Consider the following 25,562-nt stretch of genomic DNA (forward strand, 5'->3'; position numbering starts at 1 on the left):
TTCAGGAAACCGAGGATCGGCTCGCTCCGCTTGCTCGGACAGGCTCGGCCGAGCCGATTTCATCGGACGCCGGGACAAGCCGGACGAAGCGAAAGCGACCTTGCTGAAATTTGGCGGGAAAGCGGCGGGCGTTACCAGAGGCCCGCCGCGCTCCGACTCAATCTTTCGTCTGAAAGACCGGGCCGTATTGGGTCTCGACGTCGAAATTTTCCCAGACGAAGCCCGGCTTGGTGATCGGTTGCGTGGGCAGAGGAAAGGTCAGGACGTCGACCACACCGGATGCGATACGCCCCAGCGTATGCAAGCCGCCTTTGAGAAATCCGCCGGAGAGCCCGAAAAGCACATTGGTTTCATTCGTGGTATTGATTATGTTCTTGGGGAACTCAACCCATCCCAGCGCGAGATTGCTTAGTCCGGAACCCAGCTTCGTGCCTACGTCTTGACCGTAATCGTCCGAAGCCGGTGACGCGGACGACATGACCAACGCCGCCGTCGCCGAAAGAAAAATGATTCTAGTTGATCTCGACATGAGTGGCCCCTTGCTGGCAAACAGTTGATTTTCTTGATCATGACGGCGAGAAAATTCCCTGCGGTAGCGACGCTTCGCTTTTCCCGCCCTATTCAAGGGTAGGCAAAGTTTGCGATTTTTCAAATGAACCGCTTGCCGGCACCATTCACCAGGGCAGTTCGCGCCCGCGAAAATCCAGAAAATGTCCGGAATCGCGGGGAGAGAAACCGTCGATCACCCGCCGTAGGCCCGCAACGCTTTCCGCCGGCGAAGTCGGCGCATTGGTGCCGCCCATGTCGGTTTTGACCCAGCCGGGATGCAGAATCAACACCCCGATGCCCCGACTCCCGAGATCGATCGAAAGACTTTTCATGGCTGCATTCAGGGCAGCTTTGCTGGAACGATACATGATCGCGCCGCCGCTCGAGTTGTCGCCCATGCTGCCCATGAGGCTGGTGATCGCCACCACCAGCTTGCGGCCGCCACGCGCGATATGGGGAAGAAACGCTTCGGTCATCTTGACGGGCGCCAGCGCATTGATTCGCATGACCTGCGTCCAGAGTTCGTAATCGATATCCCCGGGGACATTCCGGGCGCCGTCGCCGTAGACTCCGGCGTTGTTGATCAGCACGTCGATCGCCTCGGACGCCAAGGCGTGAGCCAATGCATCGATCTGGCCGAAATTACCGAGTTCCAGCTGATGAATGGATATTGCCGGATAATGAATGGCCAACCCCTCCAAATCCGAGGCTTGCGCGGGACGACGGCAACACGCCAGAACTTTCCAGCCCGCTTCGGCGTATTGCCTGCAAAATTCTAGACCGATGCCACGATTGACGCCGGTGACCAGTACGGTAGCCATGCTGATTTCTCCTCAAGAGTCGTTTGTTGAACCCGACGCGAGAATGCGACATTCCTCCCCGAGACATTGTCAAAGACATATACCTCGATTCGGTATCGACCGCCCCCGGCATGTCGACAACATCACCATCAACGAATATTACAACACCGCCGAGCCGATTCCCGTTCTCGGCTTCGAACAGGCCGATTTCGGCGAGTCGTTCGACGAATACGACGGCGATGACGACGGATCGCTAGACGCGTTAGCATTGCTCAATCCGGGGCAGGGATGCCCCGGCGCGGCGACAAGCCGCGTGAGCCCAGGCCGGGCGTGTACCGGGCCTGATTAATAAATACGTGTAGAGACGTTTTCTAATGCCATTGCCGATGATTGAACCGGTCGAACTCGAAGATTTTTTTCTCAACCTGCTCTCGGCGGCCATGATCGTCCTCGCCGGTGCCGGCTACGCCGGACTTTATGCCTGGGGCAAGCTCACCCGCCGTCCCGGCTTCGTGATTTCGGCCTATGCTTCGTACGCCTGTTTGGCCGGCGCGGTGTGGGTTTTGGCGGAAACGTCTCATTTCGAGGATTTCTGGCGCGTCGTCGCGGGGCTCATGCTGATCGGTTACTTCGCGGCACCGCTCGCAATCTGGCGGCTCTGCACGGCCACTCACGCCGCCGAACATTCCGAACACGATCGTCCGAACATCACCCCATAACAAGAGAAGGAGGAACAATCGTGAACACCGCGCCGCTATGGGCATCCGAGGCGTTCTGGAAGAAAACCGCGGTCTGGGTAACGGCAGTTTCCTTTGTGCTGCTGATTGCCCTGACCTTCGACTCGATGGCCAGGGTGTCGGCCGGCGGCAGCGAACGGGTACCCGCCTATAGCGTCATTAACAAGAAAATCGACTACCGCCTCGATTCCAAGCTAAACCGCTTCGTACCGGTCATCGAAGGCGACGCGCCTCTATTCGGCAAGACCTTGAACGAAGATGAGGCGGAACGACTCGTCACGCTCGGGAAGAAAACCTTTCAGGCGAAGAATTGCATCAACTGCCACACCATTCTGGGTAACGGCGCCTACTACGCGCCCGATTTGACCAAGGCCTGGCTGGACCCGAACTGGGTGGATGAAACCAACCGCGAGACGCTGATGCTGGCTTTCCTCCAGGACCCGGCCGGCAATGCCAGGTCCTACGGCACCGGACGGCGGATGCCCAACCTCGGCATCACCGAAGAGGAGGCCAGGGGACTGATCGCTTTTCTGAAATGGACGGCGACCATAGACACCAACGGCTTCCCGCACAACTTCAAGACCCTATACGCACAGGAGAACCCATAATGAGCGTCGGAGTCCTTGACAGTCGAAATCTCAACGGCGGACAAAAGCTCGCGGTGAAATATTTCATCGTCGCGATGGTTCTCTTCGTGGCGCAAATCCTGTTCGGTCTGCTCGCCGCCGTTCAGTTCCTTGCTCCCGGCTTTCTGTTCGAAACCCTGGATTTCAGCGTGAACCGGATGCTCCATATCAACGCCATGATCGTGTGGATGCTGTACGGATTCATCGGGGCCGTCTACTGGTTTCTCGAAGAGGAAAGCGGAGTCGAGATCGTCGGCCTCAAGTGCGGAGAGATCGCCTTCTGGGTGCTGACGGCCGCGGTCGGCATCGTCGTGCTGGTGTATCTGTTCCTGCAGACCGGCGCCGGCAACGATGCGACCCGCTGGCTGATCAACGAAGGGCGCGAATACATCGAGGCGCCGCGCTGGGCGGATATCGGCATCGTCGCCGTCATGCTGGTGTTCTTCTACAATGCCGCCGGCACCTTTTCCAAGGGCCGCTGGTCCGGCGTCTCCGGCGTGCTCACGCTCGATCTGGTCGCCTTGGTCGGCCTCTATCTGACGGGGATGTTCTACACCACCAACGTGACCGTGGATCACTATTGGTGGTGGTGGGTGGTCCATCTCTGGGTGGAGGCGACCTGGGAAGTACTGGTCGGGTGCATCATGGCCTGGAGCCTGATGAAGCTCCTGGGCGCCCGGCGCAGGATCGTCCAGACCTGGCTGTACATCGAGGTGGCGCTGATGTTCGGTTCGGGCATCCTGGGGCTGGGCCATCATTATTTCTGGATCGGCACCCCGGAGTACTGGTTCCCCATCGGCGGCTTCTTCTCCGCCCTGGAGCCGATTCCGCTGGTCGCCATGGTGGTGCACTCCATTTACGACGCCGGCGTCCACAAGTTCAGGAGCACCAACCATCCCGCGCTGGGCTGGGTGATCGCGCACACTTTCGGCAACTTCTTCGGCGCCGGCGTCTGGGGCTTCATGCACACCCTGCCGCAAATCAATCTCTACACCCACGGCACTCAATGGACGGCTTCCCACGGCCATTTGTCGTTTTTCGGGGCTTACGCCACGATCAATATCGCCTTCTTCTATCTCGCGGTACAACAGTGGCGCGGCAATGTGTGGATGGGCGCCAATCTCGCCGACAACGGCTGGAAATGGAAATGGTCGATGGCCCTCTTGAATCTCGGCGTGATCGGCATGACCGTGGCCCTGCTCATCGCCGGCTACGAGCAATCGTTCATCGAGCGCGCTATCGAAGGCTCGACCTGGAGCGGTTATTTCGCCGCGCAGACCCACCCCTGGTTCACGCAGGCCATGTTTTGGCGGCTGATTTTCGGAATCGTCACCGCCGTCGGCCTGGTTCTGCTGATCTGGGATCTGGCGACCATCGGCGCTCGCGAAACCCGGCCCGCGCTGGTCATCGAACGGCCCGAAGAGCCGGGCATCAAGGCGGCTGTTGTGGAAACCGCGTAATTCCCGCAGGCATTCAAATGAACGTTCGCTGTAGGGCGGGTTAGCCCTTCGACAGGCTCAGGACAGGTTCTTCGGTGGGTTACGGCCTTCCGGCCTAACCCGCCCTACGAGGCCTGCAAGACTGCCCGCTCGATCAAAGCCGCATCGGCCTCGCCGAACCCGCCGTCGATGAGACGCAGCACCGCTTCCTCGGCGGCCGGCGAAAACATCCAGCAACGGCTCAGGATTTGCAGCAATCCCGCTAGCTCGTCCCCGGCTGCGGACGACAGCGTTTCATGCGGCGCCTTCCCTTCCCGGCGCAAAATGCACTCGATCAGAATCGCGCCCAGGAAGCGCAGGCTGTGGATCACATGAGTGTTCATGTCGCTGATGAGGTAATCGAACTTCTCCCGGAAGACCGGATCGCCCAGATAGGGACCGAGTAAACCCTGCCGAACCGTCTCCCGAAGCAACCCGAAAAATTTCCTCTGTCCGTCGTGGACATTGGGGTCGTGGAAGAACTTGAAGGCATGTTCGAGGTCGTGCACGAAAAAAGCGAAACCGTTCGGCTTCTTGAGAACCGGCCGCAAGAGCCGCGGATAATCGGCCACGACCGTGACCGGCCGCCGGCCCGCCGCCTGCATCTCAAGGACTTCTCCGGGCGTCGGAATCCGCTCGGTCAGCAGTAGGGGCCATTCGCCGCGCAACCACGCCGAGAGCGCCACCGAAGCATTCGGGATAAGACCGAAAAAGTGATAACGCTCGATCCGATCGACCAGCACCCGCTCCAATTCGCTTCCGGCCGATCGGTCGAAATCCGCCAGCCAACTTGATGCGTCCGGCCTCGGATCGCTCTTGACCTTGCGCGACGCGAAACGCGGTCCGTGCATCCCGATCTGCCAGATAAAGAAATACAGCGCCGCATAGGCGGCATCGCTCAAGCCCCCGGAACGCCAACGTGCGGTCAGTTCGGGAATTCGGACCAATCGGTCGGAGAAATTCTGCACTCGATGTCTCGTGCGATGACAATTTGACTCTATTTTCGCCCAGCGCGCCGGTTCGGCGCCACGGGCATCGTATTTGGTCCGCTCTCCCGGAGTAAGAGCCTATCCCAGTAGGCTTAAGAAACCCTTCGACAAGCTCAGGGCGAACGACCTACTGGGATAGGCTCTAAGGCGGACGAGCGCTGGGCGAAAAGCGGAAGAGATCGCTGAACGAATTGAAGCCCATCATCGATGTGCCTTCTTACTGGCCGCATCTCATCCCGATTGAACTCGCCGGGTTCAAAATCAAACCATTTCCGAGCAAAGCGCAAACGCGCCGTTCATGCCGTTTGTCACGCGCGGCAGAGGCCCGCAAGACGATTTCCCGAGCGATATACGGGGGTTACCGCACCCTGGCGGCCGGTATCCAAAATCCGGGAAACGCCGGATGTGAACGATTTTTTTCTTCGCCGATCAAACAGGCTCGGATCATGCCAAGTAAAAGTCTTACCCCGGCAAAAAGCTTGGCATTCTGAATCTAAGCAGCCATGCGCGCCCCGCTTAACGCGACAGACCCCATCGGGAAGAGGAGCTTCCTCAGCCTCGAAGTCCAATACGAGGGATAAACGCTGTGCTCATTTAGCGATCTAAAAAACTAGGAACTCGAATGACTTCTTACAGAACTGACCCCCAACCCCTCGAGAAAAGCCGGTCGGGGATCGCCGGGCTCGACGAAATCACCAACGGCGGCTTGCCGAAAGGCAGGCCCACCCTCATCTGCGGCAGTGCCGGATGCGGCAAAACGCTCTTCGCCATGGAATTTCTCGTCAAGGGAGCTGTGAACTACGGCGAGCCGGGCGTCTTCATGGCTTTCGAGGAGACCGCGGAAGAACTGACCAAGAACGTCCGCTCGCTCGGTTTCCACCTCGACGAGTTGGCCGAGCAGAACAAGTTGATCGTGGACTATGTCTACATCGAACGGAGCGAAATCGAGGAAACCGGCGAGTACGACCTCGACGGGCTATTCATCCGGCTAGGTCACGCGATCGATTCCATCGGGGCCAAGCGGGTGGTGCTGGACACCCTCGAAACCCTGTTCAGCGGCCTTTCGAATCAGGCCATTCTGCGGGCCGAACTTCGCCGCCTGTTCCGCTGGCTCAAGGATAAGGGAGTCACGGCGATCATCACCGCCGAGCGGGGAGCGGGAATGCTGACCCGGCACGGCCTCGAAGAGTACGTTTCGGACTGCGTGATTTTGCTGGATCATCGAGTGAATGAGCAGATCGCGACTCGCCGCTTGAGAATCGTGAAATACCGGGGCTCCAGCCACGGGTCGAACGAGTACCCGTTCCTGATCGACGAAGGAGGCGTGGACGTTTTGCCCATTACCTCCATCGGGTTGAACCATACCGCCAGCCATGAACGGATTTCCAGCGGGCTGGAGCGGCTCGACGCCATGCTCGGCGGCAAGGGATTCTACCGGGGTAGCAGCGTGCTGGTGTCCGGCACGGCCGGGACGGGCAAGAGCAGTCTCGCCGCCACCTTCGTCGATGCCGCCGGTAAACGGGGAGAAAAGGCGATTTACTTCGCCTTTGAGGAATCCCCGAGCCAGATCGTCCGCAACATGCGCTCCATCGGCATCGATCTCGAACCGCACCTTCAGAAAGGATTGCTCCAGTTCCGCCCCGCCCGCCCGACTCTGCAAGGGCTCGAGGCCCATCTGGCGACGATGTACAAGGTCGTCCGCGACCTCAAGCCGCACGTCGTGGTCGTGGACCCGATCACCAACCTCATGGCGGTCGGCACTCCCGAGGAGCTCAAGTCGATGCTCATGCGGCTGGTGGATTTCCTTAAGGCCAACCAGATCACCGCGCTATTCATCAGTCTGACCCATGGCGCTACCGTCATCGAACAGACCGATGTGGGCATCTCGTCGCTGATCGACACCTGGCTGTTGCTGCGGGATACCGAGCTGAGCGGGGAGCGGAACCGGGTGTTATACCTGCTCAAGTCGAGGGGCATGGCCCACTCCAATCAGGTACGGGAATTCCTTATCACCGATCGGGGCATCGATCTCGTCGACGTGTACACCGGACCCGAAGGCGTGCTGACCGGCTCGGCCCGGCTCGCCCAGGAAGCCAGGGAGCGGGCGGCAACCGTATTGCGGGAGCAAGAAATCCAGAGAAAGGAGCGGGAGCTGGAGCGCAAACGTCAGGCGGTGGAGGCACAGATCGCCGCTCTGCGGTCCGGATTGGCAGCGGAAGAGGAAGAACTTCAGCTCGCGCTGATTCAAGCCCGGCATCGGGAAGCTCAACTGGCGCGGGACCGGGAGGCGATGGCTCGCGGCCGCAAGGCCGATTCCGATTCTTAAGGGGAGATAGAACTGTATGAACGAGAACCCGCAAGCCTCGAAGGGAAACGATCAGTCGCCCGAGACGGGCGAAAAATGGCTGCTCCGGCTGTACGTCGCGGGACGCACCCCCAAGTGCGTCACCGCCCTGGAAAACCTCAATCGGTTTTGCGCCGAGTACATGGCGGGCCGATACGAAATCGAAGTCGTGGATCTACTGGAAAATCCCCGCCTCGCCAAGGACGATCAGATCATCGCCATCCCGACGCTCGTGAGAAAATTGCCGGAACCCTTGAAGAAGATCATCGGCAATCTCAGCGATACGGAACGCATGCTGGTCGGCCTCGATATGAAACCGAGAACATAGCCGCGCCGGTCTTGAACTTCGGCGGCAAGCGCTTCATGGAGAGAACAGGACAATGAACTCTGACAGGCTGACGCGCGAGAACGAGTACCTGCGCCGGCAGAATGCCAAGCTCCTTTCGGCAATCAAGGAACTCCGGTCGAAGGCGACGGAGCCGGAGGAAATCATTCAGGCCATCCGCCAAGGCGAGATCGACGCCCTGGTTGTGGAAGAAAAGGGCCAAGAGCAGATTTACGCCCTCCAGACATTTGACTCCGTTTACCGGAGCATGATCGAGGAGTGCTTCCCCTACGGCGTGTGGCTCGCCGAACCGAACGGCAAGCTGCTTTACGTCAGCCCCTCCTTCCTCGACCTTCTCAAGACGGACCTCCTGGAGATGCGGGAAAAGGGGCAATTCCATTTTCTGCCGCCTGAGACCCGTGATTCAGTAGAGCGGCAGTGGATTGAACAACGGGAGACGGGGACGGCTTTTAACGTTGAGTACACGGTTCGCCTTGACGACGGCTCCGAGCGGACCATCTGGACGCACGGCATCCTCGCTCCGACGCTTTCCGGTCAAATCCACTGGGTGGGCGCCAACATCGATGTCACCGAGCGCAAGCGGGCCGATGACGCCGTCAAGAAACAAAACAAAAGGTTCCGGCTTCTGTCCGAAGCGGCCGAGGTGCTGCTCGTTACTCACGACCCAGAGACGATGCTTCGTAGTCTGTTCACCAAGATCAACCCGCATCTTGAATTGGATGCGTACATCAACTACATGGTGGACGACACCGACGATGCCCTGCGACTGGTGTCATGCGTCGGCCTCCCCGCCGAGGCGACCCGGCTGATAGAGCGGCTGGAACTCGGCCAGCCCATGGCGGCCTCCCCTATCAAGCAAGCGAATGATTCGACGGCACAGGCGATCAAGTCACTCGGCCTACGGGCTTACGCCTGCCATCCCCTGACAGCCGGCAACACATTGCTTGGGACGCTTTGTTTCGCTAGCCGGTCGAAAGTCCAGTTCGATGCTGAAGAGCTGGAATTTCTGCAAACGATCTGCCGCTATGTCGCTGTGGCTTATGAGCGGATGGGACTGGTGAATGAGCTGCGCGACGCCGACCGCCGCAAGGACGAGTTTCTGGCCATGCTCGGCCATGAACTCCGAAATCCGCTCGCCCCGATCAAAAGCGCCGTGAAGATTATGAAAGCACTGGAGCCGTCCGATCCGAGGCACAAGAGAGCCCAGGATATCGTCGATCGGCAAGTCACCCACTTGACGCGATTGGTGGACGATCTCCTGGATGTTTCCCGCATCGTCCAGGGAAAGATCACTCTGAAGAGAACGTCCCTTGATCTTTCCACCGTCCTGGATCACGCCCTCGAGGCCAGTAAGCCCCTCATCCAGGCACGAAAGCATAAATTGACGGTATCCTTTCCGGATCAGCCCATGCGGTTGGAAGCAGACGGAACGCGCTTGGCTCAAGTCATCTCGAATCTCCTCAACAATGCTGCCAAATATACCCCGGAAGGGGGAAAGATATGGCTGAGCGTCACCCATGAGGACGGTCAAGCCCTGATCCGGATCAGGGACACCGGGGAAGGCATTCCTCAACCCATGCTTGCCCGGATTTTCGGCCTGTTCGTCCAATCCGACAGAAGCCTGGATCGCGCACAAGGCGGTTTGGGGCTCGGTCTGGCTATCGTCGAGCGCATTGTGGAACTACACGGGGGACGGATCGAAGCCAGAAGCGAAGGAGTGGGAAAAGGAAGCGAATTTCTCGTGTGGCTGCCGATCTCTACTCTAGAAACCTCTGAACAATTCACCGTTCCAAACAAAATAATGCCGAACGTCTAATTTGCGACCAGTCGATCTCCGCTAAACCACACGGACTCAACATCCTCCGTATGTGTGAACAGACAGCAGCTTCATGTGCTGTTTGTCTTCGGAAATCCTTTCTTCCGAGCAAATGAAAGATGACGCCTCCGGCTACTGCGATAGCGCCACACTCTCGAAATAATGGCGCTTGATCGCCTGGGCGAGCTGGTGCACGGCCATGGCGTAGTGAGTGCTGTGGTTGTAACGGGTGATCACGTAGAAGTTTTGATGGCCCAACCAGTATTCGTCGCCGGAATCGGCGCTGAGGCGGAGCAGGCGTAGCGTCGAATCTCTGCCCAGTGAGGCGACGGGCTGGATACCGTGGCTGGTCAAGGCCGCCAGGGAATAGCGGGTATCGAATCCCGATTCGAGCGTTCTGGCCATGCCACTGGCCCTGGCCGCGGTCACCACCGGCTCGCCCGGCTGCCAGCCGTGAGCCGAGAAATAATTGGCGATACTGCCGATGGCGTCCACCGGATTCCATAAATCACGGCGGCCATCTCCGTCGAAGTCCACCGCCCATTGCATAAAACTGCTGGGCATGAATTGGCCCAGCCCCATCGCGCCGGCGTAAGAACCCACCGGAGCGGACGGATCGATCCCTTCGTCGCGCGTCATCAGCAGAAACTTTTCCAGCTCGGACCTGAAAAAACTCGCGCGCAGCGGATAATCGAACGACAAGGTGGTCAGCGCGTCAATCACTCTATGATTGCCCACATTGGCTCCGTATACCGTCTCCACCCCCATGATTCCGACGATATATTCGGGTGGTACGCCATACAACGCACCGGCGCGTTTCAGTGCCGAGGCATGCCGGCGCCAGAAGGATACGCCGCCGGAGATATGTTGCTCGGTGAGAAACTTCGAACGATAACGTGACCAGGCGCCCGGGCGCGGCTGTCCGGCAGCGCCGGACTGTTTGCCCAAATAATCGAGCGTCCACTGTTTGCGCTTGGCTTGGGAAAAAACGCCGTTCAGATACTCGCGGGAAAATCCATGCCGGCCGGCCATTTGCTCGATGAACCGATCGAGCGCCTCATAAGCGGCATAATCCCCGGTGATGCGGGAGGCGGCATAATGACTGCGCACGGGTAAACCGCCCCGTACCGATGAGCCGGAAGGCGCGGACGCGTGCGGCACACCGGCCGAGCGGACGGTGGCTTTGTTCGCCACCCTCGCCGGAGGGACGAAGTTACTCTTCTTGGCGATCTTTTTCGGCGGCTTGGCGGGCACTCGAGTCGAGCAGCCCGCCACCAGGGCTGCAGCCAATATCAATAGGATTACCGGTTTCAATCTTGCGTTCATGGGCGTTTATGATCGGCGGAGCACGGGGGGAGACTTAATATCACACGCGGAACCACATCATTGTCAACGGCCGGTGTGTCCCTGAACCAGAAAAGGCCGGCCATCTTCCGAAGTTCGGAAGATGGCCGGCCTTCAACAGGACCGAGTCGTATCAGTGCATCAAGCGCCGAAATTCTTTGAAGCGAAATCCCAGTTGACCAGGTTCCAGAAGGCTTCCACGTATTTCGGACGGGCGTTGCGGTAGTCGATGTAATAAGCGTGTTCCCAAACATCGCAGGTGAGCAGCGGCGTTTGATCGCTGGTCATCGGATTACCGGCGTTGCTGGTGCTGACGATGGCCAGCTTGCCGTCCGCATTCTTCACCAGCCAGGCCCAGCCCGAACCGAAGGTGCCGATGGCGCACTTGGTGAATTCCTCTTTGAACTTGTCGAACGAGCCGAAGGCCTGATTGATCGCGTCCGCCAATGCGCCGGCCGGCGCGCCGCCGCCATTGGGTTTCAGGCTGTTCCAATAGAACGTGTGATTCCAGACTTGAGCGGCGTTGTTGAAGATGCCGCCCGAAGATTTTTTGATGATGTCTTCCAGCGGTAGCTTCTCGAAATCGGTACCGGCGATCAGGTTATTGAGGTTGGTGACATAGGTCTGATGGTGCTTACCGTAATGGTATTCGAGCGTTTCCGCGGAAATGTGCGGCTCCAAGGCATTCTTGGCGTAGGGTAAAGGGGGAAGTTCATGAGTCATCAGATTCTCCTTTTGTCTATTGATTTAACGAACGTGCCCGATGAAACGGGCGATATTCCAACTGAAATGGTAGGGAATATTAGTCTAACATCCGAAAGGTGACTCAAAAAAGCGTGTGCAGTAGCTACGGACAGAATCGTCCTTTTCGTTTGACAAAAAAAAGAGCTTCGCATGAAGCTCTTTTTCGAAACACCCGGTTCACAGGTCGATATCGGACCATCGCTCTTGTTACCTCTTAAACGGGGGGATTCGGCCGTTCCGACTCCCGGCGTCAAATCTTTTGGCTGCCGCTCCACTGCTGGACTTGTGCCTTCCAGCTTCCGTCTGCCTGACGTTTCAGTACGCTGTAAAGCACGCCGTCGTAGCGATATTTCATCACTTGCGACGGACCTTGCAGCGTTTTGATGTCACTCAGCTTGGTCGTGGCGACGATGGTATCATCCTTCTCACTGCGCGCATCGACGACATCCATCGCGTAGACGCCTTTCTGGATCAGCATTTGCCAAAATGCGCGGATTTCACCGACACTCTTGGATACCGAACCGTCCGGCTGCACCAGCATCGCATTGTCGGCATATAAAGACAGGATCTCGTCGACTTTGCCCTTGGCGAAAGCCGCGTTCCACTTTGCAATGCTGGACTCCGCGATTTGTCTAACGTCTTCGGCTGCCCGGGACGCTCCCGTTCCCAGGGCGGCGAGTAAAGCAATAACCAGTCCTAAGCTACGTTTCATGTAACCACCTTCTTGAGTCCAAAACTTTTTGCACACGACTCTAGACTATAGAGAAACAAAAGTGGTTTACAATATCCAATAACATCTACGAATTGTTTCCATAATTAAAATTATAGACTCGGATCACCATGGATAAATTGACTAGCATGTTGGTATTTACCAAGGTCGCGAAGGCCGGCAGCTTCGCCTCGGCCGCCAAAGAACTCGGACTATCCAGGGCAATGGCGACCAAGCACGTGATGCAGCTGGAGAATGGCCTCGGAATCAGGCTGTTGAACCGCACGACCCGAAACCTCAGCCTTACCGAGGTGGGAATGGTCTATCTGGAGCGGTGCCTTCAGATTCTCGACGAAATGGAAGAAATGGAAATCGCCGTCACCCGGTTACAGACGGAGCCACGCGGAACCCTCAAAGTGAATGCGACGCCGTTCTTCGGCGCATACCATTTGGCCCCGGCGATAGCCGCCTACATGGAGGCGTTTCCGGACGTCAACGTGGAACTGGTGCTGCAGGCGGGCTATATCGATCTGATCGAAGAAGGCTTCGACCTCGCGATTCATCTCGACGAGATGCGCGATTCCAGCCTGATCGCCCGCAAACTGGGCAGTTCTCAGCGCGTGGTTTGCGGATCGCCCGGCTACTTCAAGAAGCACGGGATACCCAAAACGCCGGACGATCTCCGTAAGCACAACTGCCTGACCAACTCCAGTCTGCCGCCCCGCGACCAGTGGCAATTCAGCATACCCGGCGGTGAAACCACGGTGATCAAGGTCACCGGCAACATGGAGGCGAACGTCGCCGATGCCTTGCGCATGGCCGCCATCAACGGTCTCGGCCTGATCTTGCTGCCGACCTATATGGTCGGCCAGGACATCCGCAAAGGCCGGCTGAGCCCGGTGCTTACCGATTACGTACCCGCCCCCCTGGAGATCCACGCGGTTTACCCGCACCGCAAGCACCTGTCGGCCAAAGTGAGAACCTTCGTCGACTTCCTGAGCGAGCGCTTTCATCCGAAACCTTATTGGGAAGACTGGGCGGATGCAACGGAATAACCCGCGCGGTCGACACGCAATTCCGGGCGAGGTCGGGTTACATTTTTTTACGGGAAGCGTGGGCTATGGCTCTAGAAATCGAACGCAAATTCTTGGTTCTCGACGACAGCTGGCGCGAGTCCGTCCGGGACTCCGCCTATTTTCGCCAGGGCTATCTCAATCATGAAATCGACTGTTCGGTACGGGTGAGAACTTGCGGAGACCGGGCCTGGCTCAACATCAAGAGCGTCACCGTGGGCACGGAGCGGCTGGAATTCGAATATGAAATTCCGCTAGACGATGCTCACACAATGTTGAACAGTTTGAGCCGCAAACCCCTCATCGAAAAAACCCGTTATTTCGTCGAGGTCGGACCCCATACCTGGGAAATCGACGTTTTCGAGGGCGACAATGCAGGCCTCGTAGTAGCGGAAATCGAACTGGAAAAGCCGGACGAAATCTTCGAAAAACCCGGCTGGGCGGGAGAAGAAGTCACGTACGACCCGCGTTATTACAACACGAGTCTGGCGGCCACCCCTTATAATCGCTGGCAATAGCTGGCAAGATTAAGCGGTGTGGGGCGACGATTCCCCCACAGGTCTCCCGTGTTTTCAACGGAACTATGGCTTTCCGGCCGCTGGAGTCGGCGACATGATGACTTTTATCTTCATCTTGCTCCTATTCGCCGTCTCGATCATGGCAGCGATATTCATCGGCAAAAGATTGCCGAAGACCCATGTGGCAGCCAGCCGCATCCGTCTCGGCGCGCCGTCCGCACAGGTTTGGGACATCATCAGCGATTTCAAGTCCTATCCGACATGGCGTCCGGGATTGACTCGCGTCGAGCTCGGCCCCGAGATCGACGGCCTGCCCACTTGGTACGAACTCTGTTCGCCGCATAGCCGAGTGCATTTTCGAGTGGTCGAAAGCAAACCTTGCTCGCGCCTGGTCACGGCTATCGTCGGCGAAGACCTTCCCCTGGCCGGTACCTGGATTTACGAGCTCGTGGAAGACGGCGACGGAACCGTATTGACCATCACCGAACGGGAAAACATCCATAGCCCGCTATTTCGCTTTTTCGACCGCTTCGTGATCAATTACTACGGGGTCATGGATGTCTATCTGATCGCTTTGGCGATAAACCTGGGCGACTCGGCCAGACCGCAACACCTCAGCCTCAAAATCGACGACTCCAGCCTATCGGCCTGACCGGACCGGCGCGCGACTTGCCGTCATGCTCGGCGGCTCATCGGTCGTCTCCAAAATTATCGAAATATCCTAGTTGACACGGCTCGCAAGCCGGGCATACAGTATTGACCCGACACGAAAGGCCGCGACCGGGTGTTTCGACAAGTCTTGCCGCGTGCCTAAAAGTGTCGGCAAGGACCCCGTATTTCGGCTTTCGAAGGGCTTCTCTGTATTCGCACGCAGAAACCGCAGTGACCTTATACCGTTTATCGGCATCTGCGGCAACTCTGGCTCCCAACAACCCCTGGCCATTGAAGGCCAGCTTATAACCGGATTAGGGTGACAAAAATGAATGTCGAGAACCAAGTCGAGAAGAAAGATTATTTCTGGCTTTATGTCGCGCTCGCAACGTTAGCGCTGGTCGGCGCCATCGCCATGGTGAAATTGAGCGAGAACGACAAGTACGACCCGATTCGCCAACAACTGTCTGAAGAGGCGGCCAAAATGAATATCCGCGTCTTGAACTGACCGTCGCCGCCCATCACGAGACCACCATCAAGAGGTCATCTTCATGAAAACGAGAGCCTTACGTTCCAGATTGCTTTGCCTGGTGAGCGTCTTATTCTTCTCCTGCAGTACGGCGTTTGCGGCCGAATATATAGAACGAAAACTCATGGGCAACACGATCCCGCCGCAAAAGTGTGCCGCCAAAGAGGACGCCTCCCAAAGGGCCTCCGATCCGTATACCATCGACAAGTTCACGAAACGGTTCTGCGAAACCCAAGGCTATGGCTGGTACGTGTCCGAAGCAAACGACCAGGGCAAGCTGGTCTGCGAGGAATGCAGCGGCGATGCCTCCGGAGCCGGCAAGTACAAATGCCACGTGGAGGACATCGTGGTAACCTGCAAGCGGCTCAAACCCGGCTCGGTGGGGCTATTTCCCGGAGAAGGTTGAAGCTGTCAGGTCCCCGCTGAGTCGGAAGTCGAGTCAAATCGGCTCACGGTTCAGCGGATTCCTCCGACAACTCGCGTAAAATATCGTCGCACCGTTCCGCCCGACGTCCTTATTCCGGAGGTCCCCGGAGAATACCCATGAGCGTTCGGGCAAAGGATTCGCACCGGACTTCCCGCCTCATCGTGCCGTAGCGCTCTATTCACCCGACGAAACAATCGTCATCTCTGACAACACCAAGCCGGGAACGACTCCCGGTCTCGCTTTCCGGGTTGCCGGAGGCGCGGCGCTATCCCGCACATCAGCCTTATTCCGCCGATAGACTCGGGATCTTTCGGCGCACATCTTTTTTCAGCCCGTCAAAAGCTTTAAGCGTATTCGATAGTGTCACCGCGTTTTTTGCGTGATGGCATTTTCCGTTAGAATTACGCGCCCACAGCTTCACCCGTTTGTCCAAAATAGGCTGCCGCCCATGAATGTCGTACTATTCGGCATCGTAGCTTACATCCTGCTCCAACTGTTGATCGGCATGCTGGTATCGAGGCACATAGCCAGCGAAGACGATTATCTTTTGGCGGGCCGCCGTCTGGGAATCAAACTGGGCACCTTCACCGTATTTGCGACCTGGTTCGGAGCGGAAACCTGCATCGGCGCAGCCGGGTCGATTTACCGATCGGGACTTTCCGGCGGTTCGGCCGACCCTTTCGGCTACGCCGCCTGCCTGCTCCTGATGGGCCTGTTCTTCGCCGTTCCTCTTTGGAAAAGAAAACTCACCACTTTGGCCGACCTGTTCCGTATCCGTTATTCCCCCAAGGTCGAGCGCCTGGCGGTACTCATGCTCGCGCCGACTTCCATCATGTGGGCGGCCGCGCAGGTTCGTGCATTCGGGCAGGTCATTTCAGCCTCTTCTGATTTCGAGGTGGACGTGGCCATTACGATCGCAGCTGCTGTGGTTATCGTTTATACCGTTTATGGCGGCCTGTTCGCCGATGTGATTACCGACCTGATCCAGGGCATCGCGCTACTCATCGGCCTGGCCGTGCTTTTTTATCTCGTAACCTCTGCCAACGGAGGTCTTGGAGCAAGCTTCAGCATGATCGAGCCGTCACGGCTCAGACTGTTCGGCGATGGCGAAAAACCGCTGTTGGAGATTATCGAAACCTGGATGATACCGATCTCGGGCTCGTTGTTCGCCCAGGAACTCTGCGCACGCATTCTGGCAAGCCGATCCCACCATGTCGCCAGGGCGAGCTGTCTGGCAGGGGGCGGATTGTATCTGCTGGCGGGGTCGGTTCCGGTCTTCATCGGGCTGCTCGGGATTCACCTGCTGCCCGGTCTCGAAAATCCCGAGCAAATCCTCCCCCGGCTGGCGCAGCAGCACCTCTCCACATTCGCCTACGTGCTGTTCGCCGGAGCCTTGATTTCCGCCATCCTCTCGACTGTGGACAGCGCCCTTCTCGCCGCATCCGCCCTGGTTTCCCACAATCTGGTAATACCCCTGACGGGAACCGTATCCGAATCGGGCAAGGTACGCATCGCCCGCGCGGGCGTATTGATTTTCGGTATTGTGGCCTATGTGCTGGCGCTCCACGCCGAGGGTGTATATGCGCTGGTGGAAGAAGCCTCGGCCTTTGGCGGCGCGCCGATTTTCGTCGTCGTCCTGCTCGGTTTGTTCACACACATCGGCCACGCCAAAAGCGCGGCGTCGGCGATGATCGTCGGCATGATCGCATGGCTGGTGAGCAGTCATGTCCTGGACCTGGCGATTCCCTACCTGGTATCCCTCGCGGCCAGCCTCGTGGCCTATCTTTTGGTGGCCGTTTGGGAGAGTCGAACCTTGAATGCGGCTGCTGAAGCCTCCACATAGTCTTGAACGATGCTAGACCAACGCCCCCCTACCCGATATAACCAATTCCTCAAGATTGCCACCTATTTCGAAGGCGCCCTGATCCTGATCGCCTATGGGATCGGCTGGGCGGTTTCCATCAATCCCCTGGCGCACATCGAATTCAGCGGCATGGCGCTGGTCTGGGGCATTCTGGGCACATTGCCGCTTTATGCCCTTTTTGCCCTGTCCTATAACCTGCCATGGCAAGGCATGCGTGCCGTCAGAAATTTCCTGGTCGACAAACTGGGCCCCTTTCTGAGCCGCTACCGCTGGCAGCAAATGCTGTACCTGGGATTCCTGGCCGGCATTTCGGAAGAAATCCTGTTCCGCGGCCTGCTACAGCCCTGGTTCGAACAAAACTGGGGATGGGTAGGCGGTCTCGCCTTCAGTAACCTGGTGTTCGCCCTGGTGCATTGGGTCACGCCTCTTTATGCGCTGCTTGCCGGACTCACCGGCGTTTATCTCGGAGTCGCGCTGGATTTCGGCGGCGAACGAAATCTCGTCGTCCCCATCCTCATTCACGCCATCTACGACTTCCTGGCTTTCATCGCCGTGGCCCAGACCTATCGCCGACAGCAAAGCCGGTCGTTCTGAATCTGCCGCGGCCGGAAATAGCACTAAAACACCGGCGGTTCGTGTATCGGCGCTTCGCGATATTTGAGCGGCGCTCCCGACCGCCCCGACGAGACCGCCAGAATCTCGGCGATGATCGACAAAGCCACCTGGTCCGGCGTCTCCGCACCCAGGTCCAGCCCGGCCGGGCCGTGCAGCCGGCTCAATCGGGTTTGGTCGAAGCCGAGCCCGTCCCGGTCCAGCTCTTCGAGCATCTTTCGCGTGCGTTCACGCGGGCCGAGTACGCCGACGTAAGGCACCGGCGAGGCCAAGAGATGGGCGAGAATAGCCCGGTCGTGGTGATAATGGTGGTTCATCACCACCGCGGCCCCGGTCTCTTGCAGCGAAATGTCGTTCGGAACGGCTTCGGCGCGGCAGAGGCACACCTCGTCCGCCATGGGAAAACGTTCCCGCGAGACGAAGGCCGGCCGGCCGTCGACCACGGTAATATGCCAACCGAGCCGCTTGCCGAGATCCGCCAGGGGGATCGCGTCGTGGCCGGCGCCGAAGATGATCAAAGAAGGCGGCGGCCGGACCGACTCGATGAAAATCTCCAACTCGCCCGCGCCGCTGCCATAGGTTTTCAGCTCCGATCGTCCACTGTTCAAAACTTCTCGCGCATCATCGATGATGCACTCGGCGTATGCGCTTCGAGCGAGTTCTCCGCCGATGGCGATATCCGCACCGATCCATAGCCGCTCGCCCGGCCGATGCCCGAGATCGTCCGAACAGCCGACGACCACGGCCAACGCCATGGCTTGCCGTAAGGCCAGGCTGGTTTGAATGGCCCGCAGATAGGCCGGCGGTTCCCCGCCCGGCAGAGGTTCGATCAGGACGCGGATAACGCCGTTACAGCCCAGCGCCAAACCGAACACCAGATCCGCATCGGAGCTATGGTCGTAGGTGATGACGGTCGGCCGACCGTCCGCGGTAATGTCTTCGGAGCGAGCGAGGATGTCGATTTCCAGGCAGCCGCCGCTGAGACCGCCGACCAGAGTTCCGTCATCCAGAATCAGCAAGCGCGCGCCTGCACGCCGATAAGTGGAACCTCTCGCCTCGATCACCGTGGCCAGCACACGCGGCTTTCCTGCCTGATCGAGCGCGGCCAGAATGTCCTGCAATTCCTTGCTCTGCGACATGATGCTCCACCTTAAACGGTCTTGAGGTCGTGCCCGGTCAAAGGTAACGAGCGGATGCGTTTGCCGGTCGCGGCGAACACCGCGTTGGTCACGGCCGGTGCCAATGGCGGCACCCCGGGCTCGCCGACGCCGGACGGCGGTTCCCGGCTGGGTACGATATGCACCTCTACAACGGGCATCTCGTCGATCCGCAAGATCGGATAGTCGGTGAAATTGCTCTGCTCCACTTCGCCCTTGTTCAGAGTGATTTCCCCGTGGAGCGCCGCGGAAAGCGCCCAGACGATACCGCTTTCCATTTGCGCCGCGATGGTGTCCGGGTTGACCACTTGGCCGCAATCGATGGCGCAGACCACCCGATGCGCTCTGGCTTGTCCGTCTTCCACCGAAACTTCGGCGACTTGCGCCACATAGCTGCCGAACGAGGAATGCACGGCGATGCCGCGCCCGCGGCCTTTCGGGAGACTCGAACCCCACCCGGCTTTCTTCGCCGCCAGTTCGAGAACACCGCGATGGCGGGGATGTTTGGCCAGCAAGTCGCGGCGGAACCGATACGGGTCCTTGCCGGCCGCGTGGGCGACTTCGTCAATGAAGCTTTCGACCACGAACGCGGTATGCGAATGGCCCACCGAACGCCACCACAGCACCGGGATCTCGAGCCTGGGACTGTGCAGATCGACACGGACGTTCGGAATCGCATAGGGCAGATCGGCCGCCCCTTCGACGGAAGACACGTCGACCCCGTCGCGGATCATGGCCGATTCGAACGGCGTGCCGATGGCGATGGACTGGCCAACGAGGGTATGAGACCAGGCGATCAGCCTGCCTTTCGCATCGAGACCCGCGGTCAACCGATCGTAGAAGGCCGGACGATAGTAGCCGCCCTTGATATCATCCTCGCGGGTCCAAACCACCTTGACCGGTTTCTTTACCGCTTTGGCGACGTGTACGGCTTCGCTCACGAAATCCGATTGCGGGTTCCCCCGCCGCCCGAAACCGCCCCCGAGCAAAGTCGTGTGCAGTTCGACCTGTTCCGGCTTTAGCCCCGCGATGGCCGCGGCGTGGTTGCGGTCGACCGTCTGGAACTGGGTGCCGGTCCAAATCTCGCAACGGTCCTCGCGGAGATCCACCGTACAGTTCAAAGGCTCCATCGGAGCGTGGGCCAGATAAGGAACTGCGTACTCGGCGCCGAACGGCTTGGCGATCTTGGCCAGGACGCCGGTCGGATCGCCTTTTTCTTTGGCCGGAACCCCCGACGTCATGGCCAATCGCGCGAACTCCTCGTGCAGCCCGGCGGAAGACAGATCGGCATTCGTTCCCCTGTCCCACACGACCTCCAAGACATCGCGCCCCTTCTTGGCCGACCAGAAGTCCTTGGCCACCACGGCGATGCCGGACGGAATCCGAACCACGTCGACCACGCCGGCAACGGCCCTGGATTTGGCGGGATCGAAGCTTTTGAGCGTGGCCCCGAATACCGGCGGGCGCGCGACAAGCGCGGTCAACAGCCCCGGCAGCTGCACGTCGATTCCGAACCGGGCCGTGCCGTCGGTCTTGGCCGGCGTATCGAGGCGGCGGGTCGGCTTGCCGATCAGCTTGAACTGCTTGGGGTCCTTGAGCTTGACCCCGGCCGGCATCGGCAGCTCGGCCGCCCTGGCGCTCAGGACGCCGTAAGACAAACGCCGCTGCGTCGGTTTGTGGATCACATGGCCGTTCTCCGCATGGCAGGCATCCGGCTTGACTTTCCAGGTCTCGGCGGCAGCCCGGATCAGAAGCGCGCGCCCGGCCGCGCCGACCTTGCGCAGCTGTTCCCAGGAACTCGACACGCTGGTGCTGCCGCCCGTGGCCTGTAAGTTCCAGACGGTATGGTTGTAGACCGGCGCAACCGGAGCGGCCTCGACCCGGACCTTGCTCCAGTCGGCTTCCAGTTCGTCGGCCACCAGCATCGCCAGCGAGGTGTAAACCCCCTGTCCCATTTCCGACTTATTGATCAGGATCGTGACGGTTTCATCCTCGCCGATGCGGATAAAGGCATTGGGCGGATAAGTCCTGGCCGGTTCTTCCGCGGCCATGGCGAACTTCACGGTGCGGGGGAGATGGAAGGCGATGACCAGACCGCCGCCGAGCAAGGCGGAAGACTTGAGAAATTGTCGACGCCGGGGATCAATGGGTTCCTGCCTCATGACTCAGCTCCTTTTGCCATGGCCGCGGCTCGGTGTATCGCCTTGCGGATGCGCTGATAGGTTCCGCAGCGGCACAGAACGCCGGCCATCGCGGTATCGATATCGGCATCGCCGGGTTCGGGATTTTTCGCCAGCAGTGCCGCGGCCGCCATAATCTGGCCGGACTGGCAATAGCCGCATTGCGGCACATCCGCTTCGATCCAGGCTTTCTGCACCGGGTGATCGCCTTGCCTGGACAAGCCTTCGATGGTCGTGACTTGCTTGCCGCCTACACTGGAAACGGGGGTTATACAGGAGCGGGCCGGTTCTCCATCGATATGCACGGTACACGCGCCGCACGCAGCCACGCCGCAGCCGTACTTGGTGCCGGTGAGTCCCAGGTGATCCCTGAGAACCCAGAGCAGAGGGGTATCTCCGGAAACATCCACTTGATGACGTTCGCCGTTGACGTTCAACGCGACCATGTGCTCCCTCCTCTCGCTATAATCAAATGCGCACGGATTGTGCGGTTCAAGACGTTCATTCGGCAACATGCCCGAGGCGCCCGACGATGTCAACCGACCCGAACGAGCCGAAAATCGGCCTGATACTGCTCGCCGCAGGCGGCTCCAGGCGCCTGGGAACGCCCAAACAACTGCTGACCTGGCGGGGTAAAAGTCTTCTGCGCCGGTCGGCCGAAGCAGCCCTGGCTTCGCGATGCGCTCCGGTGATCGTCGTTCTGGGCGCCGAGGCCGAGATGCTTGCGGGAGAACTGAGAGGACTGGAGCTACGCGCGATAGTCAATCCCGACTGGGAAGAAGGCATCGGCAGCTCGATCCGGGCGGGCGTTTCCGTCCTCAAAGACGCGGAGCCGGAACCGGACGCGGCGCTCCTGGCCTTGTGCGATCAGGCGCTGATCGAGCACCGTCATTTGAACGACCTGGCCGCGGCGTTCAGCGCTTCCCGCCCGTCCGTCGCCGCCTCCCGCTACGGCGATGCCGTCGGCGCACCGGCCGTGTTTCACCGCTCTCTTTTCGCTGATTTAGCCCGGTTGGCGGGGGATCAAGGCGCGAAGAAAGTCATCCTTCGCCACCTTCAGTCCGCCGTTTTCATCGACCTACCGGAAGGCAATCTCGACATCGATACCGCGGAAGATTATGCGCGGCTGCTAAATTCGATGCCCAGTCCCAACCCGTAAGGACGACACAAAGCATTTTTTGGACAAACACTCGCGAAAGTCCGGCGGCAGAAAAGACGGGTTCCCGTCGGCTCGAACAGGTTCAGTTCGATTGAAGAGTCAGTCGCGGCGCACTTACCAGATCCTTCCGGCAAAAACAACCGTCAAGAAATTTTACATCTCTGTTTCGATTTTGTTACACCATCCGGATACTCATCGGATATTCGTCATAAATATTTGTTTAAAAAACACTTAAATTAATTGGCAAATACTTTGCTACTTCAGTTCCCGGTTGGAAAACCGCTCAAAAAAACATCAATAATTTGCTTTGAGGACTATTTGAATGAAAAAAAGCACGTTAGCGCTCGCAGTCTTGGGGGCCATCACTTTATCCGGCAATGCTTCGGCATTGACCGTCACAGCCAGCGACGATGCCACTGCACTCGCAACCGCCTTGGTCGGTGCCGGCATTACGATCAGCAATGCCACCTTAGTCGGTGCCTCCACCCAACAAGGTTTCTTTTCCGACGGCGCCGCATCGGGCATCGGAATCGACAGCGGCATCATGCTAACCAGCGGCAGTGTGCACAATGCCCCAGGTCCTAACAATGAGGATGGCACCACCACCCAAACCGGAACCGGAAGCGATGCCGAACTATCCGCGCTTTCTGGTTTTACCACCCACGACAAAAACATTCTGGAATTCGACTTTGAAACAACCACCGGGGATCTGTTCTTCTCCTATGTGTTCGCTTCAGAGGAATATAATGAATACGTAAATGCTTCTGTGAATGACGTATTCGCTTTTTTCGTCGACGGCGTGAACATCGCACTCATTCCAGGCACCAGCACGCCGGTTTCGATCAACACCGTCAATTGCGGCTATTCCGGCGGCGGTGCCCTGCCCGGTTCGGATCCCGAGAACTGTGATCAATTCGTCAACAACGACATTCAAAATGGTGGTCCGTTCTTCGACATCCAGTATGACGGGTTCACGAAAGTCTTGTTGGCCAGCGCGCTGGGACTGTCCGCCGGTACCCACCATATCAAACTGGCGATTGCCGACGCCGGCGACACAATCTTAGACTCCGCCGTGTTCCTGAAAGCCGGAAGCTTCAGTGCGACCAATCCCAACAATCCGGTGCCGGAACCCGCCACTCTCGCCTTGCTTGGCGCCGGCCTGGTGGGGATGCGCCGTTTTCGGCGGGCCTGATCGACAACAACTATAAAATCTTCGTGATCTAAAGCGGGCGCACGCCCGCTTTTTTTCGCTTGCCGCTCGTTCGAACCCTACTCGTAACCGATATCCATGATCACGCACCGCATGGGTCCCGTGGGCGTGTTCACGATCACATCGTCATCGATGGCTTTCTTGAGCAAGGCCCGAGCCATGGGCGAATCGACGCTGATCCAGCCTTTCTGCGGATCGAATTCGTCGGCACCGACGATGCGGTAGGTCGATTCTTCGCCATCGGCATTTTCCAGGGTCACCCAAGCTCCGAAAAAAACGCGCGCCCGGTCCGGGGGCAATTGAGCGACGACCTTCAATTCCGGCAGGCGCTTCTGCAAATAGCGGATACGACGATCGACCTCCCTCAGCTCTTTCTTCCGGTAGATATATTCGGCATTCTCCGAACGATCGCCTTCGGCAGCGGCGGCCGCCAGATGCCTGGTCACGTCGGCGCGGCGCTCCCACAGCCCTTTGAGCTCGGCTCTGAGCTTCTCCGCGCCTTCCGCGGTGATGTAGGGAGAGGATTTGGAAGATGGAGGCCGCCACCGTGACATTTCGGATTCCGTAACTATTCTTGGGCGGGGAAGTATATCAAGACCGTTCGTCGGTCAACTTCCGGATGAATTTTTCCCGGGCCTCGACGGTTTCCGCCAAACGGAACTGGACCAGGGCCCGCTCCAGGTTCTGTCCCGGCTGCGCCACCTTGAAATAGCGGTCACCTTCCAGATGGTCGGTCAGGAAGCGCAGCCCCAGCTCCAGGGGGAGCAGCCGGACTGCGTCATACAGATAGTGGCGTTCGATCTCGGTCAAAAAATCGCCGGTTTCGGCGAAATACGCCCGCAAAATGGCACGGCAGATATCGAGATCGAAAGTCACTTTCGAGGCGTCGTCCGCCGCTTCGCCCGATCGGTTGCAGCAGGAGCGAAGGCAGTCCCCCAGATCGTAATGAACCAAGCCCGGTTTCACCGTGTCGAGGTCGATCAGACTGGCGGCGCGTCCGCTTCCCGCGTCGAACAAGACGTTATTGAGCTTGGGATCGCCGTGAATGACCCGGCGCGGAAGCTCTGCCTGTTCCAAAACGGCAAAAACCGGGCGCCGCGCTTCGACGAAATCCCGGGCGAAACGAAGCTCCGCGGTTTCCGGAAACCCTAGGCCGCGGGCCATGACGCGATCGAACCGCGCGAGGTAACCGGGTGCGACGTGAAATCCCGGCAGGGTATCGTGCAAGGAGCCGGGATCGAGATCGCTGGTCAGCGCATGGAAGCGTCCGAGGGCATAACCCACTTCCTCGGCCTGAGCGGCATCCTGCACGTTATCATGACTGCACGTGTCCGCAATGAAGCCGAGAGCGCGCCAGAAATCGCCCTCCGGGTCGGTCCAGAAGTCCAGTCCTTCGCGAGTGACGCGAATTTCCGGAAACTTCAGATCGCGCGAGTTTTCGGTCTCGGCTTGAAGCGCCCGGACATGATCCAGCAGAACCCGGAGGTTCTCCATGATCAGACCGGGCTCGGGAAACACCCGCCGGTTGATGCGCTGAAGCACGAACCGCTCTTCACTCGGCTGTTCCACCGTGACCAGAAAAGTATCGTTGATCAGCCCTTCGCCCAAGGGCCGGATGCAAAGATGCCCCTCTTCGGCCACGAAGCGGCGGGCGACGCGGTTCGCGGTTTCTTTCAGGTTCATGCTCGTCCGATCTCTGC

Annotated in this window: 28 protein-coding genes; 17 read left to right on the top strand and 11 right to left on the bottom strand. The window is 58.8% G+C overall.

What is annotated here, in order from left to right:
- Window positions 1–157: 157 nt before the first annotated feature.
- Window positions 158–529 carry an exosortase system-associated protein, TIGR04073 family gene (locus sS8_RS14670; protein ID WP_119630258.1) on the bottom strand — a complete coding sequence of 124 codons (372 nt, stop codon included), beginning with the start codon at window positions 527–529 and terminating at the stop codon, window positions 158–160.
- A 145-nt stretch (window positions 530–674) separates the two neighbouring features.
- Entirely contained in the window at window positions 675–1,370 is a 696-nt protein-coding gene (locus sS8_RS14675) for an SDR family oxidoreductase (protein WP_119630259.1), read from the bottom strand.
- 43 nt (window positions 1,371–1,413) lie between these two features.
- Between sS8_RS14675 and sS8_RS14680 the strand changes: the two genes are divergently transcribed.
- The 4 genes from sS8_RS14680 to sS8_RS14695 are packed head-to-tail and all read left to right on the top strand — an operon-like array spanning window position 1,414 to window position 4,172.
- Window positions 1,414–1,698, top strand: a complete 285-nt coding sequence (locus tag sS8_RS14680) for a hypothetical protein (protein ID WP_119630260.1) — start codon at window positions 1,414–1,416, stop codon at window positions 1,696–1,698.
- 25 nt (window positions 1,699–1,723) lie between these two features.
- Window positions 1,724–2,068, top strand: coding sequence for a hypothetical protein (locus sS8_RS14685; protein WP_232020321.1), 345 nt, complete (start codon window positions 1,724–1,726; stop codon window positions 2,066–2,068).
- A 20-nt stretch (window positions 2,069–2,088) separates the two neighbouring features.
- Complete coding sequence (locus tag sS8_RS14690; RefSeq protein ID WP_179952370.1) at window positions 2,089–2,694, top strand: cytochrome c; 606 nt, start codon at window positions 2,089–2,091, stop codon at window positions 2,692–2,694.
- On the top strand, window positions 2,694–4,172 hold the full coding sequence (locus sS8_RS14695) for a cbb3-type cytochrome c oxidase subunit I (RefSeq protein ID WP_119630261.1): 1,479 nt from the start codon (window positions 2,694–2,696) through the stop codon (window positions 4,170–4,172). Before sS8_RS14690 ends, sS8_RS14695 begins: the two co-directional genes overlap by 1 nt.
- Window positions 4,173–4,276: 104 nt before the next feature.
- Here sS8_RS14695 and sS8_RS14700 read toward each other — a convergent pair whose 3' ends face one another.
- Window positions 4,277–5,158: a hypothetical protein gene (locus sS8_RS14700; RefSeq protein WP_119630262.1), complete on the bottom strand. Its 882-nt coding sequence runs from the start codon at window positions 5,156–5,158 to the stop codon at window positions 4,277–4,279.
- A 212-nt stretch (window positions 5,159–5,370) separates the two neighbouring features.
- Here sS8_RS14700 and sS8_RS14705 point away from each other — a divergent pair, with 212 nt between their 5' ends.
- From sS8_RS14705 to sS8_RS14720, 4 genes are all read left to right on the top strand, one after another.
- Entirely contained in the window at window positions 5,371–5,670 is a 300-nt protein-coding gene (locus sS8_RS14705; RefSeq protein WP_119630263.1) for a hypothetical protein, read from the top strand.
- Between the two features lie 131 nt (window positions 5,671–5,801).
- Window positions 5,802–7,505: a circadian clock protein KaiC gene (gene kaiC / locus sS8_RS14710; RefSeq protein WP_119630264.1), complete on the top strand. Its 1,704-nt coding sequence runs from the start codon at window positions 5,802–5,804 to the stop codon at window positions 7,503–7,505.
- Window positions 7,506–7,521: 16 nt separating this feature from the next.
- Window positions 7,522–7,851, top strand: a complete 330-nt coding sequence (locus tag sS8_RS14715) for a circadian clock KaiB family protein (protein WP_119630265.1) — start codon at window positions 7,522–7,524, stop codon at window positions 7,849–7,851.
- A gap of 52 nt (window positions 7,852–7,903) precedes the next feature.
- Window positions 7,904–9,685: a sensor histidine kinase gene (locus sS8_RS14720; protein WP_119630266.1), complete on the top strand. Its 1,782-nt coding sequence runs from the start codon at window positions 7,904–7,906 to the stop codon at window positions 9,683–9,685.
- Between the two features lie 132 nt (window positions 9,686–9,817).
- On the opposite strand, the gene mltB is transcribed toward sS8_RS14720, so the two are convergent.
- The 3 genes from mltB to sS8_RS14735 form a co-directional block, all read right to left on the bottom strand.
- Window positions 9,818–11,011, bottom strand: coding sequence for a lytic murein transglycosylase B (gene mltB / locus sS8_RS14725; RefSeq protein WP_119630267.1), 1,194 nt, complete (start codon window positions 11,009–11,011; stop codon window positions 9,818–9,820).
- A gap of 159 nt (window positions 11,012–11,170) precedes the next feature.
- On the bottom strand, window positions 11,171–11,752 hold the full coding sequence (gene sodB, locus sS8_RS14730) for a superoxide dismutase [Fe] (RefSeq protein ID WP_119630268.1): 582 nt from the start codon (window positions 11,750–11,752) through the stop codon (window positions 11,171–11,173).
- A 271-nt stretch (window positions 11,753–12,023) separates the two neighbouring features.
- Window positions 12,024–12,485, bottom strand: coding sequence for a YybH family protein (locus tag sS8_RS14735; RefSeq protein ID WP_119630269.1), 462 nt, complete (start codon window positions 12,483–12,485; stop codon window positions 12,024–12,026).
- 128 nt (window positions 12,486–12,613) lie between these two features.
- On the opposite strand from sS8_RS14735, the gene sS8_RS14740 reads away from it, so the two are divergent.
- The 7 genes from sS8_RS14740 (at window position 12,614) to sS8_RS14770 (ending at window position 18,138) form a co-directional block, all read left to right on the top strand.
- The gene (locus tag sS8_RS14740; protein ID WP_119630270.1) at window positions 12,614–13,537 is read left to right on the top strand and encodes a LysR family transcriptional regulator; all 924 of its coding nucleotides are present in this window, start codon (window positions 12,614–12,616) and stop codon (window positions 13,535–13,537) included.
- 65 nt (window positions 13,538–13,602) lie between these two features.
- Window positions 13,603–14,073 (top strand): CYTH domain-containing protein, encoded by a 471-nt coding sequence (locus sS8_RS14745; protein ID WP_119630271.1) that lies wholly within the window; start codon window positions 13,603–13,605, stop codon window positions 14,071–14,073.
- 94 nt (window positions 14,074–14,167) lie between these two features.
- The gene (locus sS8_RS14750) at window positions 14,168–14,725 is read left to right on the top strand and encodes an SRPBCC family protein (protein WP_119630272.1); all 558 of its coding nucleotides are present in this window, start codon (window positions 14,168–14,170) and stop codon (window positions 14,723–14,725) included.
- Between the two features lie 327 nt (window positions 14,726–15,052).
- The gene (locus tag sS8_RS14755) at window positions 15,053–15,232 is read left to right on the top strand and encodes a hypothetical protein (protein WP_119630273.1); all 180 of its coding nucleotides are present in this window, start codon (window positions 15,053–15,055) and stop codon (window positions 15,230–15,232) included.
- Window positions 15,233–15,377: 145 nt separating this feature from the next.
- Window positions 15,378–15,659 carry a hypothetical protein gene (locus sS8_RS14760; RefSeq protein ID WP_232020322.1) on the top strand — a complete coding sequence of 94 codons (282 nt, stop codon included), beginning with the start codon at window positions 15,378–15,380 and terminating at the stop codon, window positions 15,657–15,659.
- Between the two features lie 469 nt (window positions 15,660–16,128).
- Window positions 16,129–17,523: a sodium:solute symporter family protein gene (locus sS8_RS14765; protein ID WP_179952371.1), complete on the top strand. Its 1,395-nt coding sequence runs from the start codon at window positions 16,129–16,131 to the stop codon at window positions 17,521–17,523.
- Window positions 17,524–17,532: 9 nt separating this feature from the next.
- Entirely contained in the window at window positions 17,533–18,138 is a 606-nt protein-coding gene (locus tag sS8_RS14770; protein WP_119630275.1) for a CPBP family intramembrane glutamic endopeptidase, read from the top strand.
- 23 nt (window positions 18,139–18,161) lie between these two features.
- Here sS8_RS14770 and sS8_RS14775 read toward each other — a convergent pair whose 3' ends face one another.
- From sS8_RS14775 to sS8_RS14785, 3 genes are read right to left on the bottom strand one after another with little or no spacing between them, the layout of a single operon-like run.
- Window positions 18,162–19,295, bottom strand: a complete 1,134-nt coding sequence (locus sS8_RS14775; RefSeq protein ID WP_119630276.1) for an XdhC family protein — start codon at window positions 19,293–19,295, stop codon at window positions 18,162–18,164.
- A gap of 11 nt (window positions 19,296–19,306) precedes the next feature.
- Complete coding sequence (locus tag sS8_RS14780; RefSeq protein WP_119630277.1) at window positions 19,307–21,475, bottom strand: xanthine dehydrogenase family protein molybdopterin-binding subunit; 2,169 nt, start codon at window positions 21,473–21,475, stop codon at window positions 19,307–19,309.
- A complete protein-coding gene (locus sS8_RS14785) occupies window positions 21,472–21,939 on the bottom strand; it encodes a (2Fe-2S)-binding protein (RefSeq protein WP_119630278.1) in 468 nt (155 codons plus the stop codon). The genes sS8_RS14780 and sS8_RS14785 overlap by 4 nt, the downstream gene beginning before the upstream one ends.
- An 86-nt stretch (window positions 21,940–22,025) precedes the next feature.
- On the opposite strand from sS8_RS14785, the gene sS8_RS14790 reads away from it, so the two are divergent.
- Window positions 22,026–22,652 carry a nucleotidyltransferase family protein gene (locus tag sS8_RS14790; RefSeq protein WP_119630279.1) on the top strand — a complete coding sequence of 209 codons (627 nt, stop codon included), beginning with the start codon at window positions 22,026–22,028 and terminating at the stop codon, window positions 22,650–22,652.
- 322 nt (window positions 22,653–22,974) lie between these two features.
- On the top strand, window positions 22,975–23,844 hold the full coding sequence (locus tag sS8_RS14795; RefSeq protein ID WP_119630280.1) for a choice-of-anchor L family PEP-CTERM protein: 870 nt from the start codon (window positions 22,975–22,977) through the stop codon (window positions 23,842–23,844).
- A 77-nt stretch (window positions 23,845–23,921) separates the two neighbouring features.
- On the opposite strand, the gene greB is transcribed toward sS8_RS14795, so the two are convergent.
- On the bottom strand, window positions 23,922–24,416 hold the full coding sequence (gene greB, locus sS8_RS14800; protein ID WP_119630281.1) for a transcription elongation factor GreB: 495 nt from the start codon (window positions 24,414–24,416) through the stop codon (window positions 23,922–23,924).
- 37 nt (window positions 24,417–24,453) lie between these two features.
- Entirely contained in the window at window positions 24,454–25,545 is a 1,092-nt protein-coding gene (locus sS8_RS14805; RefSeq protein ID WP_119630282.1) for a phosphotransferase enzyme family protein, read from the bottom strand.
- Window positions 25,546–25,562 lie beyond the last annotated feature (17 nt).

It is taken from the genome of Methylocaldum marinum, assembly GCF_003584645.1.
In the GTDB taxonomy this organism is placed as follows: Bacteria; Pseudomonadota; Gammaproteobacteria; order Methylococcales; family Methylococcaceae; genus Methylocaldum; species Methylocaldum marinum.

Bases quoted from the DNA above. Each gene is read 5' to 3' on its own strand.
- sS8_RS14670 (WP_119630258.1), bottom strand. From the start codon at position 529: ATGTCGAGATCAACTAGAATCATTTTTCTTTCGGCGACGGCGGCGTTG.
- sS8_RS14675 (WP_119630259.1), bottom strand. From the start codon at position 1,370: ATGGCTACCGTACTGGTCACCGGCGTCAATCGTGGCATCGGTCTAGAA.
- sS8_RS14680 (WP_119630260.1), top strand. From the start codon at position 1,414: ATGCGACATTCCTCCCCGAGACATTGTCAAAGACATATACCTCGATTC.
- sS8_RS14685 (WP_232020321.1), top strand. From the start codon at position 1,724: ATGCCATTGCCGATGATTGAACCGGTCGAACTCGAAGATTTTTTTCTC.
- sS8_RS14695 (WP_119630261.1), top strand. From the start codon at position 2,694: ATGAGCGTCGGAGTCCTTGACAGTCGAAATCTCAACGGCGGACAAAAG.
- kaiC (WP_119630264.1), top strand. From the start codon at position 5,802: ATGACTTCTTACAGAACTGACCCCCAACCCCTCGAGAAAAGCCGGTCG.
- sS8_RS14715 (WP_119630265.1), top strand. From the start codon at position 7,522: ATGAACGAGAACCCGCAAGCCTCGAAGGGAAACGATCAGTCGCCCGAG.
- sS8_RS14720 (WP_119630266.1), top strand. From the start codon at position 7,904: ATGAACTCTGACAGGCTGACGCGCGAGAACGAGTACCTGCGCCGGCAG.
- mltB (WP_119630267.1), bottom strand. From the start codon at position 11,011: ATGAACGCAAGATTGAAACCGGTAATCCTATTGATATTGGCTGCAGCC.
- sodB (WP_119630268.1), bottom strand. From the start codon at position 11,752: ATGACTCATGAACTTCCCCCTTTACCCTACGCCAAGAATGCCTTGGAG.
- sS8_RS14735 (WP_119630269.1), bottom strand. From the start codon at position 12,485: ATGAAACGTAGCTTAGGACTGGTTATTGCTTTACTCGCCGCCCTGGGA.
- sS8_RS14740 (WP_119630270.1), top strand. From the start codon at position 12,614: ATGGATAAATTGACTAGCATGTTGGTATTTACCAAGGTCGCGAAGGCC.
- sS8_RS14745 (WP_119630271.1), top strand. From the start codon at position 13,603: ATGGCTCTAGAAATCGAACGCAAATTCTTGGTTCTCGACGACAGCTGG.
- sS8_RS14750 (WP_119630272.1), top strand. From the start codon at position 14,168: ATGATGACTTTTATCTTCATCTTGCTCCTATTCGCCGTCTCGATCATG.
- sS8_RS14755 (WP_119630273.1), top strand. From the start codon at position 15,053: ATGAATGTCGAGAACCAAGTCGAGAAGAAAGATTATTTCTGGCTTTAT.
- sS8_RS14760 (WP_232020322.1), top strand. From the start codon at position 15,378: ATGGGCAACACGATCCCGCCGCAAAAGTGTGCCGCCAAAGAGGACGCC.
- sS8_RS14765 (WP_179952371.1), top strand. From the start codon at position 16,129: ATGAATGTCGTACTATTCGGCATCGTAGCTTACATCCTGCTCCAACTG.
- sS8_RS14770 (WP_119630275.1), top strand. From the start codon at position 17,533: ATGCTAGACCAACGCCCCCCTACCCGATATAACCAATTCCTCAAGATT.
- sS8_RS14775 (WP_119630276.1), bottom strand. From the start codon at position 19,295: ATGTCGCAGAGCAAGGAATTGCAGGACATTCTGGCCGCGCTCGATCAG.
- sS8_RS14780 (WP_119630277.1), bottom strand. From the start codon at position 21,475: ATGAGGCAGGAACCCATTGATCCCCGGCGTCGACAATTTCTCAAGTCT.
- sS8_RS14785 (WP_119630278.1), bottom strand. From the start codon at position 21,939: ATGGTCGCGTTGAACGTCAACGGCGAACGTCATCAAGTGGATGTTTCC.
- sS8_RS14790 (WP_119630279.1), top strand. From the start codon at position 22,026: ATGTCAACCGACCCGAACGAGCCGAAAATCGGCCTGATACTGCTCGCC.
- sS8_RS14795 (WP_119630280.1), top strand. From the start codon at position 22,975: ATGAAAAAAAGCACGTTAGCGCTCGCAGTCTTGGGGGCCATCACTTTA.
- greB (WP_119630281.1), bottom strand. From the start codon at position 24,416: ATGTCACGGTGGCGGCCTCCATCTTCCAAATCCTCTCCCTACATCACC.
- sS8_RS14805 (WP_119630282.1), bottom strand. From the start codon at position 25,545: ATGAACCTGAAAGAAACCGCGAACCGCGTCGCCCGCCGCTTCGTGGCC.